Raw genomic sequence first — 16,514 nt, forward strand, 5'->3', positions numbered from 1 at the left:
AGGCCGCGTCATTACACACAGTGCAGTCAAAGGGCTATGGTGGTGTTTCTATAAGATAAATCACAAAGCAACAATCACGAGAGGAAAAGCAATGACCACCGAGGCGTACATCTTCGACGCGGTCCGCACTCCGAGAGGGCGTGGAAAAAAAGACGGCTCACTTTACAGTGTCAAACCCGTTACGTTACTGACCACGGTGCTCAATGCGCTGCAGCAAAGAAATAACCTGGATACCTCCGAGGTAGACGATATTGTTCTCGGTTGTGTTTCAGCCGTTGGTGACCAGGGCGCAGATATCGCCAAAACAGCGGCGCTCGCAGCAGATTGGGACGAGAAAGTAGCCGGCGTTACTCTCAACCGCTTCTGCGCTTCAGGCCTGGAGGCCGTAAATCTCGCTGCTATGAAAGTCCGTTCGGGCTGGGAAGATATGGTTGTTGCCGGCGGCGTAGAATCCATGTCACGCGTACCTATGGGTTCCGATGGAGGCGCCTGGGCAATGGACCCACATACCAATATGCATACCGGATTCATGCCCCAGGGTATTGGCGCTGATCTTATCGCAACCCTGGAAGGTTTCAGCCGGGAAGACGTTGACGGATTTGCCGTAAAATCCCAGCAAAAAGCCGCAAATGCCTGGAAAAATGGGTACTTTGAAAAATCCATCGTCCCTGTGACCGACCAGAACGGCGTTGTCATTCTCGATCGCGATGAACATGTACGCGGCGACACCACCGTTGACTCCCTCTCCAGCCTGAAGCCCTCCTTCCAGATGATGGGCGAGATGGGCTTTAACAGCGTGGCTCGTGAAAAGTACCACTATGTTGAAAGGATCACTCACGTGCACCATGCAGGCAACTCCTCCGGCATGGTCGACGGCGCAACCGGCATGCTGATTGGCAGTGAAGCGAAGGGGAAGGCCCTCGGCCTGAAACCCCGCGCACGGATCGTTGCTACGGCGGTTACCAGCACCGACCCAACCATTATGCTCACCGGCCCGGCTCCAGCAACCCTGAAAGCACTGGGGAAAGCTGGCATGACCGTTGATCAGATTGATCTGTTTGAAGTAAACGAAGCCTTTGCCTCCGTGGTAATGCGCTTCCAGAAGGAACTCTCGGTTCCCGATGAAAAAGTAAACGTGAATGGCGGAGCAATCGCTATGGGCCACCCGCTCGGAGCTACGGGCGCAATGATTCTGGGCACCTTGCTGGACGAACTGGAGCGCCGCGAGCTGCGCTTTGGTCTGGCGACGCTTTGCGTCGGCGGCGGCATGGGTATTGCCACCATCATTGAGCGGGTCTGAAACCCACACTTTTTCTGACAGGAGAACCGATTATGAGTGCCATCCGTTACGAACTGGGTTCAGATCAGATTCTGACCCTCACTATCGATATGCCGGGCCAGTCCGCCAATACGATGAACAAGGCTTTTCGTGAAGCTCTCGAAAAGACCGTCACCAAGGTTAAGGGCGACCTGGAAAACATTCGCGGAATTATCGTCACCTCCGCCAAAAACACATTTTTTGCCGGTGGCGACCTCAACGAACTCCACAAAGTCACTCGTGACGATGCCGGTTTTTTTGAAGACATGGTCAACGGCATGAAGGCGCAGATGCGTGCGCTGGAAACCTGCGGTAAGCCAGTGGTCGCAGCCATCAATGGCACGGCGCTTGGTGGTGGTTTTGAAATTGCCCTCGCCTGTCATCACCGAATAGTGCTGGACAACAACAGCATTCAGTTGGGACTTCCGGAAGTCACCCTCGGCCTGCTACCCGGCGGCGGAGGTACTCAACGCCTGCCTCGCATGATTGGGCTTGAAGCAGCGTTCCCGCTTCTTATGGAAGGTAAAAAGCTTCGCCCTTCTGGCGCACTGAAAGCCGGTATTATTGACGAACTGGCCGATTCACCAGAAGACATGATGGCAAAGGCACGAGCGTTTATCGATGCAAACCCCAAGTGCCAACAACCCTGGGACAAGAAGGGCTTCAAACTCCCCGGTGGAGCTCCCCACCATCCGGCCATGGCACAAAAACTGGCGATTGCACCCGCAATGCTGAAACAAAAAACCAAAGGCTGTTACCCAGCGCCTGAGCGCATTATGGCCGCAGCAGTTGAAGGCGCCCAGGTAGACTTCGATAACGGCAGCTTGATTGAAACCCGCTACTTTGCTGAATTGGCGATTGGCCAGGTGGCCAAAAACATGACTGGCACTTTCTGGTTCCAGCTGAACGATATCAACGCAGGCGGAAGCCGCCCTGAAGGCGTAGAAAGAGAAACCTTCAAAAAGGTTGGTGTGTTGGGTGCCGGCATGATGGGAGCGGGCATTGCCTACTCCACTGCAAGTAGCGGTGTCGAGGTCGTACTTAAAGATGTCTCTCTCGAAAACGCCGAAAAAGGCAAAAACTACTCCGAAAACCTGCTGGCGAAAAAAGTGAGCCGCGGTCGTATGACCGAACAGAAAAAAATGGAAGTGCTGGGCCGAATCACAGCGACCGACTCTGTCGCCGACCTGGAAGGTTGCGATCTGGTGATCGAAGCTGTATTCGAGGATAGCAAACTAAAGGCCAGGGTTACGGCCGAGGCCGAACCAAAGTTGGTCAACAACGGTATCTTCGCCTCCAACACATCTACCATTCCGATAACTCAACTGGCAGAGGCCTCCGCCACGCCGGAAAACTTCATCGGGCTGCACTTTTTCTCACCCGTCGACAAAATGATGCTAGTGGAAATCATTGTGGGCGAAAAAACCTCCGATGAGACTTTAGCGCGCGCGTTCGATTACGTTCAGCAAATTGGCAAGATTCCGGTGGTTGTGAACGACAGTCGCGGTTTCTTCACTTCTCGCGTTTTCGGTACCTTCGTGAACGAGGGAATCAGCATGCTGGCCGAGGGAGTTCACCCCTCCAGCATCGATAATGCCGGTTTGCTCGCAGGCATGCCGGTAGGACCCCTTACGATCTCCGATGAAGTCAGCCTCACCCTGATGCAGCACATCCGCAGCCAGAGTAGAAAGGACCTGGAGGCAGCGGGTGGCACCTGGCAACCACACCCGGCAGAAGCGATCATCGATCAGATGGTTAACGATCACGGGCGCAAGGGCAAGGCTGCTGGTGCTGGTTTCTACGAGTACCCCGCCAAAGGCAAGAAGTACCTTTGGCCAGAGCTTGAAACACTCTATGTGGACAGCGAAAAAGCCCGCCGTGTGAAACTGCAAGATCTTAAAGACCGGATTCTGTTTATCCAGGCTATCGAAACCATTCGTTGCCTGGAAGAAGGCGTATTACGTACGGTGGAAGATGCCAACATTGGCAGTATTTTCGGTATCGGATACGCGCCCTGGACTGGCGGTGCCGTACAATTCGTCAACCAATACGGTGTGAAAGCCTTTGCTGAGCGAGCAACCGAGCTGGCTGCAGCCTACGGCGAGCGTTTTTCGCCACCGGCCCTGCTGCTGGAGCACGCGGAAACGGAAAAACCCTTCAGCTGACCTCTCTGAATGGCCGGGGGGCGAGCCCCCGGCTACGGAACAGAATTGCCTGCCAAACCGACACTAACATACTGATATTAAATATATCTTTAGCAGCAGCCCGCCGAATTCATGGACAGATTGTCACGAACCGATACGCTATGCCTATAGCAACGGGTGTAGCCCTTGCCTACAATAAATTAAACAGCCCACGGGTTAACCCGCTACAGCTACATCTGGCAGGTACCCAGCATCACCAGGTATGCCTATATGACCATCGCGGAAAAAACATCTGTCCGTCGCGCGCCAAACAAAGCTGGCAGAATGGGCGTGTGCAAAGCGCTTTCCATTGCATTGCTGCTGTCTGCACCGCTCGGAATACAGGCGAAAGTGGTCGAGCCAGAAGCCTATTCTCCGGTTGCGCCTACGATTGACCAGGCTCGAGCCAATATTCTTATAGCCAGGCAACTGCAGTTTACTCACTTCCGCGATCTCGGCATTAGCGACAAGCTTTCCGGTGATGTATTTGATGCTTATCTGAACTATCTCGACAGCCAGCGGGTCTATCTGACCGGCAATGATGTCCAGGCACTCGATAACGTGAGAAGTCGACTAGGGTCAGCCCTCAAAACGGGCCAGCTACAACCGGGGTTTGATATCTATAACCTGGTTCAGCAGCGTATTATCGAACGTCTTCAGTTTGCGCTGAAAACCATCGACGATGGCATTGGTAATCTGGACTTCAACACCGATGAAAGCATTCTGCTTGACCGCTCAGAAGCAGAATGGGAGCCTGACCAGAAAGCGCTTGATGAACTCTGGGTAAAACGCATCAAAAATGCAGTGCTCGCACAAAGGCTCAACGGCACCGACGACGAAGCAATCACCGACAGCCTGAAGCGACGTTATGAAGGTCAGCTCAAGCGCGCCTACCAGGCTCGTAGCGAAGATGCTTTCCAGGCATACATGAATGCCTTTACCGGCATGTGGGATCCACACACTTCCTACTTTTCACCGCGTACCTCCGAGAATTTCAACATCAACATGAGCCTTTCACTCGAAGGCATAGGTGCAGTGCTGCAGTCAGATAACGAGTACACAAAAGTCGTCCGGCTCGTTCCGGGCGGGCCGGCCTCCAAGCAAGGCCAGCTCCAGCCCGCAGACAGAATCGTATCGGTAATGCAGGAAAACGAAAAACCGGTCAATGTGATTGGGTGGCGCCTTGATGAAGTGGTCGATCTTATTCGTGGCCCACGCAACTCAGTCGTCACACTCGAGGTGGTTCCCGCCAGCTCGACGGATGAAACCCTCACCAAATCCATTGCCATCAGCCGCGACGAGGTCAAACTGGAAGAGCAAAGTGCCAGCAAAGATACCATCGAGCTTGAGCGCAATGGCGAGAAATACACCGTTGGTGTGATTACCATCCCTACCTTCTACGCGGACTTCCGCGCTATGCAGGCCGGAGACCCCAACTACAAAAGCACTACCCGGGATGTCCGGAAATTGATTGCAGAGCTCGAGGAAGATGGCGTCGATGGCCTGGTTATGGATCTGCGAAATAATGGCGGCGGCGCGCTGCACGAAGCCAACGACCTGGTAGGCCTGTTTATCGATACGGGCCCCACTGTGCAGATCCGCAATTCGAGTAACGAGGTTCAGGTTCTCAATGACGACGACGCATCGGTCGCCTACGACGGCCCTTTGGTCGTGCTCACAAATCGCATGAGCGCCTCAGCGTCGGAAATCTTTGCCGGCGCCATTCAGGACTATGGCCGCGGCCTGGTGGTTGGTTCGCAAACGTTCGGCAAAGGCACAGTTCAAGCCGTTCGACCGCTGAACCACGGCCAGCTCAAAATTACCCAGTCGAAGTTCTACCGTGTATCCGGAGGGTCAACCCAGCACAAAGGTGTGATCCCCGACATTGAGATTCCTTCACGTATTGATAAAACCCGTATCGGTGAAGATGCGCTGGATCATGCGCTGCCCTGGGATCAGATCGATGCTGTACCGCACACCCGGTATTTTGATTTCAGCGGCATTATTGACGAACTCCGCAAACGCCATGATGACCGGTTTGCCACCAACCCGGAATTCCGCCTTCTTCAGCAGGAAATCGATTTCCTCAAAGAGCAGCGTCAGAGAGACACCGTGAGCCTTAACCTCGGTGAGCGCACTACTGACCAGGAGCAGATCGAACGAACTCGCCTGACCATTGCCAATGCGCGCAGGGAACTGCGGGGCGAGGAGCTTTTTGAGTCTCTGGATGAACTTGAGGACTGGCAGGATCTCCAGGCGGCCGACCTCAACTCTACTGATGAGGAACTGGATTTTGTGATTCGCGAAGGTGGCCACATTATGGCTGATATGCTTGAGCTGGATAACCGCATGGCTTCCATTCTTTCACCACAACAATTCGCGGCTCAGGCTGAAGCTCGGTAATGGGCGAAAAAGACGCCAAGCAGGTCAGCAAAGACCAGGAAAGCCAGAACAAGGCACGCGCCCTGCAGGACATGTTGCTTGATGCGCTTCACGCTATGCGTTCGCTGGAAGAAGTTGATGACCTGCGCAAACCGACGGCGTCGGAAAAAGCACCAGAAGGCATCATTGACCGGCTCGCCAGCCTGACCGGGTCGGCATTTCGACTGGGAGCGCGTGCCACGGACACATCCTTGCGGGTAGGCAAGGCGCTGATCAACTCCCAGGAGCAACTCCGTGCCATGCTGGCAGCTGGCCAGTCTTTGAAGGACATACGGGAGGTTGCAGGGTTAACATTGTCGGAAATGAGCGACGCTCTCGATCTCCGCGACAAATCTGTACTTGAAGCTATCGAGAACGGTACCACCACGCTCTCTTTTGAGCTCATTCTCCGTCTGACAGCCCTGATAGCACGAAACGACCCCATTCCGTTCATCATGCGCACCACCCGGAATTACAACCCCGAGGTCTGGCAGATCCTGAACGATTGGGGCATAGCCAGAGTGCCCCTGCAATTCGAGCGGGAGCGGGAATTCATCAACATTTTCCGCCGTCATGATTCTGCGAGAACGCTTTCAGATGAAGGCTTCCGCAAGGTATTGGAGTTCACCCGGCAAAGTTTCGAAATGTCACTGCACTTCGTGGAAGATCAGGAAAGGCAGGTAGCGGAACTCCGCGCAAGCTTTGAAGAGAAACCGAAAGCGCTGCCGGAGAGCAAAGCCTCCACCGGAAAGAAACGATCACCCGAATAATGCATGCATCCCTTTGACATCCGGGTTCCGCACCACCCCCTTCTCCGTAACAATCAGATCAATCAGGCTTGCAGGTGTCACGTCGAAAACCGGATTGAAGACCGGCACGCCTTCCGGAGCCAAAGGAATACCACGTATCTCCCGGACCTCTGTGCCCTCACGCTCTTCGATGGGGATATCCGCACCTGATTGCAGCGACATATCCACGGTGCTGGATGGCGCTACAACCATAAATCCGACGTTGTGATAACGCGCCAGAACGGCAAGGCTGTAGGTGCCTATCTTGTTCGCCACATCGCCGTTGGCAGTAATTCGGTCTGCGCCCACGATGACCCACCGCACCTCTCCTGCTGCAAGAATAGCCGCCGCCGCACCATCGGCATTCAGTGTCACCGGAATGCCATCACGCACCAACTCCCAGGCGGAAAGCCGACTGCCCTGCAGCCAGGGCCGGGTTTCATCTGCATAAACCTTTGTGAGAAGGCCGTTTTCGTGAAGCCGGCGAATAACGCCCAGCGCCGTACCATAACCACCCGTCGCCAGCGCGCCGGTGTTGCAGTGGGTTAAAACCGAGATTGGAGCGGCATTCTCGAGATCTGCAGAAAGCCCCATCGCTTCAAGGGCGTGATCAGCCATTGCAAGGTTAGCTGCAAGATCCTCCTGATGAATCGCAACCGCCTCATTTGCCAACCGTGTCTGCGCGTCACTAAGCACACCACAGCCGTCGAACACCCGCCCCATGCGCTGTAAGGCCCAGAACAGATTCACTGCCGTTGGCCTTGAGGTGGACAATTCGCGGATAGCCTCTTTGATTTCGGTTTTCCAGTCACCGCCTCCCGCATGCCGTGCAGCAAGGGCAACGCCGTAGGCTGCACTGATGCCAATGGCTGGGGCACCGCGTACCACCATGTCCTGTATACACTGCGCAACACCGGATGCGCCTTCGAGAGTTATCCAGTGTTCCTCCGCCGGTAACAGACGCTGATCCAACAACTCGAGGCTGGCACCGTGCCACCGGAGGGCAACCGTGCCTGTTGAGCGGGGGCCAGATGAAGGGGTAGGTAAAGAACGGGATTCTTCGGAATTATTCATCGTATGGCTCCGCTTTCATAACGCTGAAAACGAGCAGTATAACGGTTATACTTCCCGGCTACATTCCATTGTCCGGCGGGCCTGCGCACGCTTTTTGTGCGCAATCGCTTTGTCGCCGGCACTGCAAGGCAGGGTTAATGACGGCAGATACCATCACCGCAGCCGATATTCGCATCAACGCCCGCTGGCTGATTCCGATTGAACCGTCCGGAGTTGTGCTTGAGCATCAGGCGGTGATTATTCAGGGCACCCGAATTGCGGCAGTTCTATCCGTCGCGGATGCGGATCGCAAATTCCGCACCCGGGAAACGATTGACCTGCCCCACCATGTGGTTATGCCCGGACTGATCAATATGCACGGGCACGCAGCTATGGCACTGTTTCGTGGCATGGCCGATGACCTGCCTTTGATGACCTGGCTGAACGATCATATCTGGCCAGCAGAAGGTCGGTTTATTAGCGAGCAATTTATTGCCGATGGTACCCAACTGGCCATGGCAGAAATGCTGAGGACAGGCACAACGACCTTCTCGGATATGTATTTCTTCCCGGAGATTGCGGCTCAGGCCGCCCACGACTGTGGCATGCGGGCGCAGATCTGCTTTCCTCTGCTGGACTTCCCGACGGCATGGGGCTCCGGTCCAGAGGAATACCTGAATAAGGGCGAGGCGTTGATCGGGGCATGGAGGGGCAACGACTATATAATGCCCGCCATTGGCCCCCATGCCCCTTATACCGTCTCTGACGGCCCCCTGAGCGAGGCTGTCGCGCTTTCTGAAAGAACAGGCGCCCGCATTCAGATTCACCTGCATGAAACAGAATTTGAAGTAGCGGAAGCTCTGGACAAACAAGGTCAACGCCCTGCTGAGCGGCTTGCCAGGCTTGGTGTTCTTGGTGCCAGAACCCAATGCGTTCACATGACCCAGGTCAGTGACTCAGACATCGCCTTGCTTGCAGACACAGGAACGCACGTTATCCATTGCCCCGAATCCAACCTCAAGCTTGCCAGCGGCCTTTGCCCTGCCCACAAGCTTATGGAGCATGGAATTAACCTCGCAATAGGAACCGACGGCGCCGCCAGCAACAACGACCTGGATTTATTTGGCGAAATCCGCACCGCAGCTATGGTGGCCAAAGTCGTTGCCAATGATGCCGCAGCGCTCTCTGCCCATGAAGCACTTAAAATGGCTACGCTCAATGGCGCCCAGGCTCTGGGCCGGGACAACGAACTAGGCTCACTGGTGGCCGGCAAGCTGGCCGACATTATCGCCGTTGATCTTGGCGATCCTTTTATTCAGCCGGTTTATGACCCAGCCTCTCACCTGGTTTACAGCAATCATGGCCGGGCAGTAACCCATAGCTGGATTAACGGCGTACCTCAGGTACAGGAAGGAAAACTGACGCGCATAGATGTTCCCGACCTTATGCTTCGTGTTGAGGGCTGGGCCAGGCAAATCCGCCAGCAGCAGGCTGACTAACCGAATTCCGACTGATTGATCAGGCAGAACGCAACATGACAAACCAGAACGTTGACCGTAATGAAATCGCTAAATTTGAAGCGCTGGCCAGTCGTTGGTGGGACCCCACCAGCGAGTTCAAGCCGCTGCACGACATTAACCCGTTGCGCCTGAACTATATCGACGAGCGTGTACCCCTTGCCGGAAAGCGGGTGGCAGACATAGGCTGTGGCGGCGGATTGCTATCCGAAGGCATGGCACTGCGCGGCGCTCATGTGACTGGCATAGATATGGGTGAAGCACCTCTGGCCGTTGCGCGATTGCATGGAATGGAAAGCGGGATCAAAGTGGACTATCAGCAGATTACCGTTGAAGAGCTGGCCCGCGACCCCGAGCATGCGGGTCAGTACGATGCCGTTACCTGTCTGGAAATGCTCGAGCATGTACCCGATCCAGCTTCTGTCGTCAAAGCGTGTTCTGCACTGCTAAAACCCGGCGGACATCTGTTTGTTTCTACCATCAATCGCAACCCTAAATCCTTCCTGTTTGCGATTATTGGTGCTGAATACGTTCTGAATATGCTTCCCAAGGGAACGCATGAATGGAAGAAGTTTATCCGACCATCGGAAATGTCGGACTACTTGCGTCATGCAGGCCTGGATGTACGCGAGCTGACCGGTATGACATATAACCCCGTTACCCGCTCCTATAAACTGGGCCGGGACGTGGATGTAAACTACCTTATGCATGCACGGGATATTCGTGAAAGCTGAACGGCCCTCCACCGTCCTATTTGATCTCGACGGCACATTGATCGACACAGCGCCGGATTTTATACGCTGCCTGAATGACTTGCGTCATCAACACGGGCTCCCGGCGCTTCCGGCCGATCACATACGCCGCTCCGTCTCCAATGGTGCTCGGGCCATGGTGCGGGTGGGGTTTGGCTTTGAACCAGAACACCCTGATTATCTCGACAGACATACGGCCTTTCTGGATCTTTACGAAGCAGGCGTAGCGGTTGAAACCCGCCTTTTCGACGGTATGGATGCCCTGCTCCAGTCGCTGGAATACCGGGGGATTCCCTGGGGCATTGTCACCAACAAGCCGGCACGTTTTGCCACCCCACTGGTTCAGGCGCTTGGCTTGGCGGAGCGCTGTGCATCGCTGGTCTGCCCGGATCATGTCACCGATCGGAAACCTCATCCAGAGGCCCTTTTCCTCGCCTGCAAGCAAGTTGGAGCAGATCCCGCCCGGGCGGTGTACGTAGGCGATCATGAACGGGATATCGAAGCGGGCCGCAATGCGCACATGAAAACCATTGCCGTGCGATACGGCTATATCGAAGAGCCTGAAACCGTTGATCTATGGCAAGCCGACATGGTCGCAGACACCGTCAACGATCTCGCAAAGCTGCTACAATAACGCGCTTCTGAAACCGACCAACTTTGACACACTCGGACATACCCCTACCGGGCACGGAGACAGGTTATGCAAGATTACCAGGCACCCGCTGATCTTCTTAAAGACCGCATCATACTGGTGACCGGCGCAGGCAGCGGAATCGGCCGCACAGCTGCCAAAACCTACGCCGCCCACGGTGCCACTGTAATTCTTGTGGGGCGCACCGTAGGCAAGCTGGAATCGGTCTATGATGAAATCGAAGCTGATGGACACCCGAAGCCGGCGATCGTGCCGATGAACTTTGAAGGTGCCGCGGTAAAAGACTATGAAGAACTGGCCATGACGCTGGAAGACAACTTCGGTAAGCTCGATGGGCTCTTACACAACGCCGGCATTCTGGGCGATCGAAGCCCGGTCGAAATGTATGACCCGGAAACCTGGAACAAGGTCATGCACGTGAACGCAACAGCGCCGTTCCTGCTTAGCCGGGCAATGATACCTCTGCTGCGCAAATCCGACGCAGCTTCGGTTATCTTCACCTCCTCAGGTGTTGGCCGTAAAGCGAAGGCTTATTGGGGCGCCTATGCAGTATCCAAGTTCGCAATCGAAGGCCTGAGCCAACTGCTGTCTGATGAGCTCGACGACGAACATAACAACGTGCGCGTAAACAGCCTCAACCCCGGCGCAACCAGAACGAATATGCGAGCTCACGCCTACCCGGCAGAAAATCCGCAGCAGAACCCGGCGCCGGAAGAGTTGATGCCGATCTACCTTTACCTGATGGGCAGTGACAGCGCCGGCGTAAACGGCCAGAAACTGGACGCCCAACCGAAATAATGGAACTGCTTTTTTATACGACGTCCCAATGCCACCTGTGCGAGCTCGCTGAAGCCCTGTTGGTGAGTACGCCTATGCCGGTTGCCATACCGGTTGACGTAGTGGATATCGCCCAATCTGAAGAGCTGGTGCGGCGTTACGGTACGCGCATTCCGGTGCTCCGACGCGACGATACTGGTCATGAGCTCGACTGGCCATTTACCCGGGAACAGTTACTTACGTTTCTGCAATGAGGAATTCACTGACATGTTGATGGTTATCTCACCCGCCAAAACCCTCGACTACGAGAGCCCGCTGGCAACGAATACCTGTACCCAGCCAGATTTTCTGGACGATGCCTGCGAACTGATTGACCAGCTCAAGGAGCTAGAGCCGCACCAGGTCAGCAACCTGATGAGCATCAGCGATAAGCTGGGCCAATTAAACGCCGAACGTTTTCAAAACTGGCACACGCCTTTCTCTCCAGAGAATGCCCGCCAGGCGATTCTGGCGTTCAAGGGTGACGTCTATACAGGGCTGGATGCGGAAAGCTTCAGCGAGCAGGATTTCAGTTTCGCGCAGAAGCACCTACGGATGCTTTCCGGCCTATACGGCATTCTTAAACCCCTCGACCTGATGCAGCCTTACCGGCTGGAAATGGGCACAAAGTTTGAGAACAAACGGGGCAAGGATCTCTACGCATTCTGGGGCGATCAGCTCACCCAGGAAATAAATCGTCTATTGAAGAGCGATGACGAGGTGCTGGTAAATCTGGCTTCGAACGAATATTTCAAAAGCTTGAAGAAGAAAGACCTTGAAGGACAGCTTATTACCCCCCAATTCAAGGATTGGAAGAACGGTCAGTATAAAATGATCAGCTTCTATGCGAAAAAGGCCCGCGGTCTTATGTGCCGGTACGCCATCCTGAATCGCATTACCAATGCGAACGACCTCAAGGGTTTTGACCTTGATGGTTACTATTTCAGCGAAGACCAGTCCGACAAGAACAACTGGGTTTTCCTGCGGGACGAACAGTAATCCAGATTGAACTTGGAGAAAATCATGAATGAAGCAGTTTTTTCGCAGATCGCCATGTTGGTGTTTCTGACGGGTCTTATTGGCTGGATGGGTTTTATCGTCTGGGATCTGGCCAAAAGATCACAGGCCGGAAAGTTCGGCACTCTCGCCCTGTTCACCGTACTGGGGGCTGGTGTCTTCGGTTTTATCATCAAAACAGTACTCGTAGAAGTCATCCAAATATGAAAGACAAGGATCAAACCTGATGTGGTTTCGCAATGCCCGCGTTTTCCGTTTTACCAAGCCATTTGATATCTCTGCTGAAGAGCTGGAAGAAAAGCTGAGCGGCGATGCATTCAAGCCCTGCGGCCCACAAGAAACCACTCGCCAGGGATGGGTTCCACCTCTTGGCAAGTTTGGTGACATGCTTGTTCACAGTGCCAATGGTTACCACCTGATTGCATTACGCAAGGAAGAAAAGATCCTGCCCGGTCCGGTGGTAAAGGACGCTGTTGAAGAGAAAGCAGAAGCCATAGAACTGGAACAGGGGCGCAAGGTTCGTCGCAAGGAAAAAGACGAGATCAAAGAGCAGGTTATGCTGGAGATGCTGCCCCAGGCATTTTCCCGAAACCGCCGCTGCTTCGCTTATCTGGCTCCGAAGGATGGCGTTCTGGTGGTGGATGCGGGCTCCGCAAAACAGGCGGAAGACCTGGCTTCTACCCTGCGCAAGAGCCTGGGATCCCTGCCCGTTCGGCCGCCCGTGGTAGAACAGGCTCCAGCTTTCACTTTTACTGGCTGGCTGAACGAAACTATCGATCTGCCGGGTGTCGTGGTGCTCGGGAACGAGTGTGAATTGAAAGATCCATCTGAAGACGGCGGCGTCGTTCGTTGCAAAGGGTTGGACCTGAAAGCAGACGAAATCCGCAATCACCTGGAAGCAGGCATGCAGGTCACCAAGCTGGCCGTAACCTGGGACGAAAACGTGTCCTTTATCCTGGATGAAGAACTGGGCATTCGCCGGTTGAAGTTCGGAGAAACACTTCAGGACCAGCTTGACGACGTAGATGTGGATGATGCTGTCGCAAAATTTGACGCTGCCTTCACCCTCATGACCCTGGAGCTGTCAAAACTGATTCCGGGATTGCTGGACGCCATGGGCGGAGAAGACCGTTCAGCCATCGTCGAAGAGTAAACTCTCAGGCACGTGAGCGCCGCTGGCACCTTTCACCGAAAGGTCTCAGTGGGCGCTCTTACCCAGCCGCTCCTTCTGCCAGTCTTTTTCCGGCTCGTTCAGCACAAGCCGCAGATCCATCACCTCTTCTTCAACGTTGTACTTGACCTCAAAGCCCATATGCTCCGCAAGCTGCAGCATCGGGCGGTTGTCTGCCAGAACGTTGCCCACCATTTCCACCGTACCGCGAGCCCGGCAGTAATCGATCATTTTCTGCATCAGGGCGACACCCAAGCCTTCGCCCTTCATTTTGTCGTGCACCATCACAGCAAACTCGCACTGCAGGTTATCGGCGTCTGTCCAGGTTCTTACGGTACCCAGGGTTTCATCGCCTTCACCGTCTTCTCTCGGCGCATTGGCGATGAAGACCATTTCCCGGTCGTAGTCGATCTGCACCATCTGCGCGACGTCTTCCCGGGAGAAGTGCTTGCGGTACTGAAAGAATCGGTAACGTATGGATTCGGGCGACTGCAGCTCATGGAACACTCGGTGTGACGGCTCATCTTCTGCAAGAGCCGGGCGGATAACGACCCGCCGACCGGATTTGGGAAGCACCAGCCATTCCTCAAGCTCTCTCGGGTACGGCTGAATAATCGGCCGGCCTGGCGTTTCAGAAAGATCGATTGCCACGCTAACGGCGACCGCACCCTGGTCATTAAACAGCAAAGGTGAAATCTCCAACCCACGAATCTCCGGGTTATCGATCACAATCTGGGAAAGGGTAACCAGTGTTTCCGATACCGCCCGGATATCGGATTCAGGCGCCAGGCTGTGCTCTCTGAGCAACTTGTACATATAGGTTCGGCGCAGCAGCTCGCGGGCAAGAACCATATTAAGCGGCGGCAACGCAATCTGCCGATCTGACATGACGTTTATATGGGCACCCGAGGCTCCACAAACCACGAGGGGGCCGAACAGGACATCTCTGGTAATTCCGACACTGAACTCAACACCACCAATGTGTTGATAGGAGCGCTGCATGGCAAAACCGAGAAATCCGCTGTCCGGGAAGTGCTTCAGATACTCTGTCATCAGGAAACGGCAGGCATCGATAATCTCGGACTCACTGTTCAGCTTCTGCATCGTACCCTTATAGCGACGCTGAGCAACGCTCAGCTTCATAAAAGGGTGGCAGGCTTCCTCATGAACAATAGTGACATCCACCATTCGGCGCTCTATCGAAAAAGCCTCGATGACTTCTTCAACATCGTCGCAATAGACCGTTTCAATCGCGCGGATGCCGTAATCGCGAATCACATCCCGGGCTTCCCGGCTCGACAAGTGTTTTCGACCAGAGCGAAGTGCGCTCATGACCATCCGACGGGTTTTCGTGTGGTCTGCAAAATGGTCGGTAAACGATTCCGGAGTCTCCGTCAGCAAGCGCTGGACTCGCTGATGCCGCACATGTTGCATAAAGGCAACGACCGCCTTCTCCGGATTGAAAAACGATGGCACACCGGCGCGATAGAACTCTTCTCGTGAATCCATCACCGTGCTCTGCCCAAGCCAGCAGGTAAAAATATTGAGCCGCGTACCTTTGGAAGCCTGCACGACGGCATCTGCAATCTGCAGGTTATCCTCCTTCAGACTGGGCGCGTACATCACCAGCACGTTCGCTACTTCAGGATCCTTGGCCAGAATTTTAATTGCCTTTCCATAAAGTTCCGGCGATGCATCGTAGTTAAGATCGATCGGGTTTTTTCGAGTCCAGTAAGGTGGCAAAAGCTCAGCGAGGGCTTTGACACTGGCTTCAGACAACTTGGCCAGCTCGCCACCCAAATCTGCCAGACGGTCAACAGCAAGAACGCCCGGCCCTACACCATTGGCCATAATGGCAAGGGATTCTCGGCGAAGCGGCCGCATACGGGTGAGAGTTTCCAGCGCATCAAACATCTGCCCCAGCCCATCAACGCGCAACACACCGGCGCGCTGAAGCATGGCATCGTATATAGGGTCACTGCGCACAATGCCATCCGGCAGCTCATGTGTTAACCACTCGGATTCCGGCACGCGCCCGGATTTCACAGCAATCACCGGTTTTGTTCTAGAGGCCACCCGCACAGCAGACATAAAGCGCCGTGCGTTTGGAATATTTTCGATATGAAGGAGGATCGCCCGTGTCTGGGTGTCCTGAGCAAGATAGTCGATCAGATCATCATGATCGATGTCCATGCCATCACCGAGGGTGAGGAAATAGGAGAAACCGACGCCGCGGGCAAATGCCCAGTCAATCACCGAACTTGCGACCGTGCCTGACTGGCCCACAAATGCCACGCGACCGGGAAGAACACCCATATGCGCATAGGTGGCATTCAGGCTTCTGGCCGGCACCATCAAACCAATCGTGTTTGGGCCTAAAACTCTGATACCGGTTTCCTTTGCCGCCTCGCGAACCGCATACATCAGCGGTTTTCCGGTTTTACTGTGAGTACGGGACATGCCGCCGGTCATCACGATTGCCGTACGTACCCCCGCCTCGCCCAGGCGTCGAATGGTCTTGGCCACGGTATCCGGTGGCGTACAGACAATGGCGAGATCCGGCGAAAACTCCATTTTGGAGACTTTTTTTACACAGGGTACGCCATGAACGTTGTCATACTCATTCTGGTTAACAACCAGAAGCTTGCCCGGATAACCGCCGCCCATCAGGTTTCGCAACACCATACCACCAAGGTTGTCTGCCCGCTCCGATGCCCCGATCACTGCAATTGACGCAGGATTGAACAGACTTTCCAGATACCGGGTGCTCAAGCTGACTCTCCTTCAGTAGGTGTTTGCCCTATCTTATGCATAGATGAACCGATG

14 protein-coding genes are annotated in these 16,514 nt (G+C 54.6%); 12 read left to right on the forward strand and 2 right to left on the reverse strand.

All coding sequences use genetic code 11. From position 1 onward, the window contains the following. Nucleotides 1-91: 91 nt before the first annotated feature. From Q4606_RS16890 to Q4606_RS16905, 4 genes are all read left to right on the forward strand, one after another. On the forward strand, nt 92-1,300 hold the full coding sequence (locus Q4606_RS16890; protein WP_303608202.1) for an acetyl-CoA C-acetyltransferase: 1,209 nt from the start codon (nt 92-94) through the stop codon (nt 1,298-1,300). 32 nt (nt 1,301-1,332) lie between these two features. Beyond that, the gene (locus tag Q4606_RS16895; protein WP_303608203.1) at nt 1,333-3,483 is read left to right on the forward strand and encodes a 3-hydroxyacyl-CoA dehydrogenase NAD-binding domain-containing protein; all 2,151 of its coding nucleotides are present in this window, start codon (nt 1,333-1,335) and stop codon (nt 3,481-3,483) included. Nucleotides 3,484-3,786: 303 nt separating this feature from the next. After that, on the forward strand, nt 3,787-5,904 hold the full coding sequence (locus Q4606_RS16900) for a carboxy terminal-processing peptidase (RefSeq protein WP_303597415.1): 2,118 nt from the start codon (nt 3,787-3,789) through the stop codon (nt 5,902-5,904). Further along, entirely contained in the window at nt 5,904-6,692 is a 789-nt protein-coding gene (locus Q4606_RS16905; RefSeq protein WP_303597190.1) for a helix-turn-helix transcriptional regulator, read from the forward strand. The genes Q4606_RS16900 and Q4606_RS16905 overlap by 1 nt, the downstream gene beginning before the upstream one ends. On the opposite strand, the gene mtnA is transcribed toward Q4606_RS16905, so the two are convergent. Then, nucleotides 6,681-7,784, reverse strand: a complete 1,104-nt coding sequence (mtnA, locus tag Q4606_RS16910) for an S-methyl-5-thioribose-1-phosphate isomerase (RefSeq protein WP_303608204.1) — start codon at nt 7,782-7,784, stop codon at nt 6,681-6,683. The genes Q4606_RS16905 and mtnA overlap by 12 nt on opposite strands. 137 nt (nt 7,785-7,921) lie before the next feature. Between mtnA and Q4606_RS16915 the strand changes: the two genes are divergently transcribed. The 8 genes from Q4606_RS16915 (at nt 7,922) to rdgC (ending at nt 13,670) form a co-directional block, all read left to right on the forward strand. Further along, nucleotides 7,922-9,262 (forward strand): TRZ/ATZ family hydrolase, encoded by a 1,341-nt coding sequence (locus Q4606_RS16915; RefSeq protein ID WP_303608205.1) that lies wholly within the window; start codon nt 7,922-7,924, stop codon nt 9,260-9,262. A 35-nt stretch (nt 9,263-9,297) separates the two neighbouring features. Further along, complete coding sequence (ubiG, locus tag Q4606_RS16920) at nt 9,298-10,014, forward strand: bifunctional 2-polyprenyl-6-hydroxyphenol methylase/3-demethylubiquinol 3-O-methyltransferase UbiG (RefSeq protein ID WP_303608206.1); 717 nt, start codon at nt 9,298-9,300, stop codon at nt 10,012-10,014. Next, nucleotides 9,989-10,666, forward strand: a complete 678-nt coding sequence (locus Q4606_RS16925; RefSeq protein WP_303597194.1) for an HAD-IA family hydrolase — start codon at nt 9,989-9,991, stop codon at nt 10,664-10,666. Before ubiG ends, Q4606_RS16925 begins: the two co-directional genes overlap by 26 nt. A 66-nt stretch (nt 10,667-10,732) precedes the next feature. Then, nucleotides 10,733-11,482: a YciK family oxidoreductase gene (locus tag Q4606_RS16930; RefSeq protein ID WP_303608207.1), complete on the forward strand. Its 750-nt coding sequence runs from the start codon at nt 10,733-10,735 to the stop codon at nt 11,480-11,482. Then, nucleotides 11,482-11,715, forward strand: a complete 234-nt coding sequence (locus Q4606_RS16935) for a glutaredoxin family protein (protein ID WP_303608208.1) — start codon at nt 11,482-11,484, stop codon at nt 11,713-11,715. The genes Q4606_RS16930 and Q4606_RS16935 overlap by 1 nt, the downstream gene beginning before the upstream one ends. A gap of 13 nt (nt 11,716-11,728) precedes the next feature. Then, nucleotides 11,729-12,499, forward strand: coding sequence for a peroxide stress protein YaaA (yaaA, locus tag Q4606_RS16940; RefSeq protein ID WP_303608209.1), 771 nt, complete (start codon nt 11,729-11,731; stop codon nt 12,497-12,499). Between the two features lie 24 nt (nt 12,500-12,523). Next, complete coding sequence (locus Q4606_RS16945) at nt 12,524-12,724, forward strand: DUF2788 domain-containing protein (protein ID WP_303597198.1); 201 nt, start codon at nt 12,524-12,526, stop codon at nt 12,722-12,724. A gap of 19 nt (nt 12,725-12,743) precedes the next feature. Then, nucleotides 12,744-13,670 carry a recombination-associated protein RdgC gene (gene rdgC / locus Q4606_RS16950; RefSeq protein WP_303597199.1) on the forward strand — a complete coding sequence of 309 codons (927 nt, stop codon included), beginning with the start codon at nt 12,744-12,746 and terminating at the stop codon, nt 13,668-13,670. A gap of 45 nt (nt 13,671-13,715) precedes the next feature. On the opposite strand, the gene Q4606_RS16955 is transcribed toward rdgC, so the two are convergent. Then, nucleotides 13,716-16,460 carry a GNAT family N-acetyltransferase gene (locus Q4606_RS16955; protein WP_303597200.1) on the reverse strand — a complete coding sequence of 915 codons (2,745 nt, stop codon included), beginning with the start codon at nt 16,458-16,460 and terminating at the stop codon, nt 13,716-13,718. Between the last annotated feature and the right edge of the window lie 54 nt (nt 16,461-16,514).

The sequence above is a fragment of the Marinobacter sp. 1_MG-2023 genome, from assembly GCF_030549045.1.
Taxonomy (GTDB): domain Bacteria; phylum Pseudomonadota; class Gammaproteobacteria; order Pseudomonadales; family Oleiphilaceae; genus Marinobacter.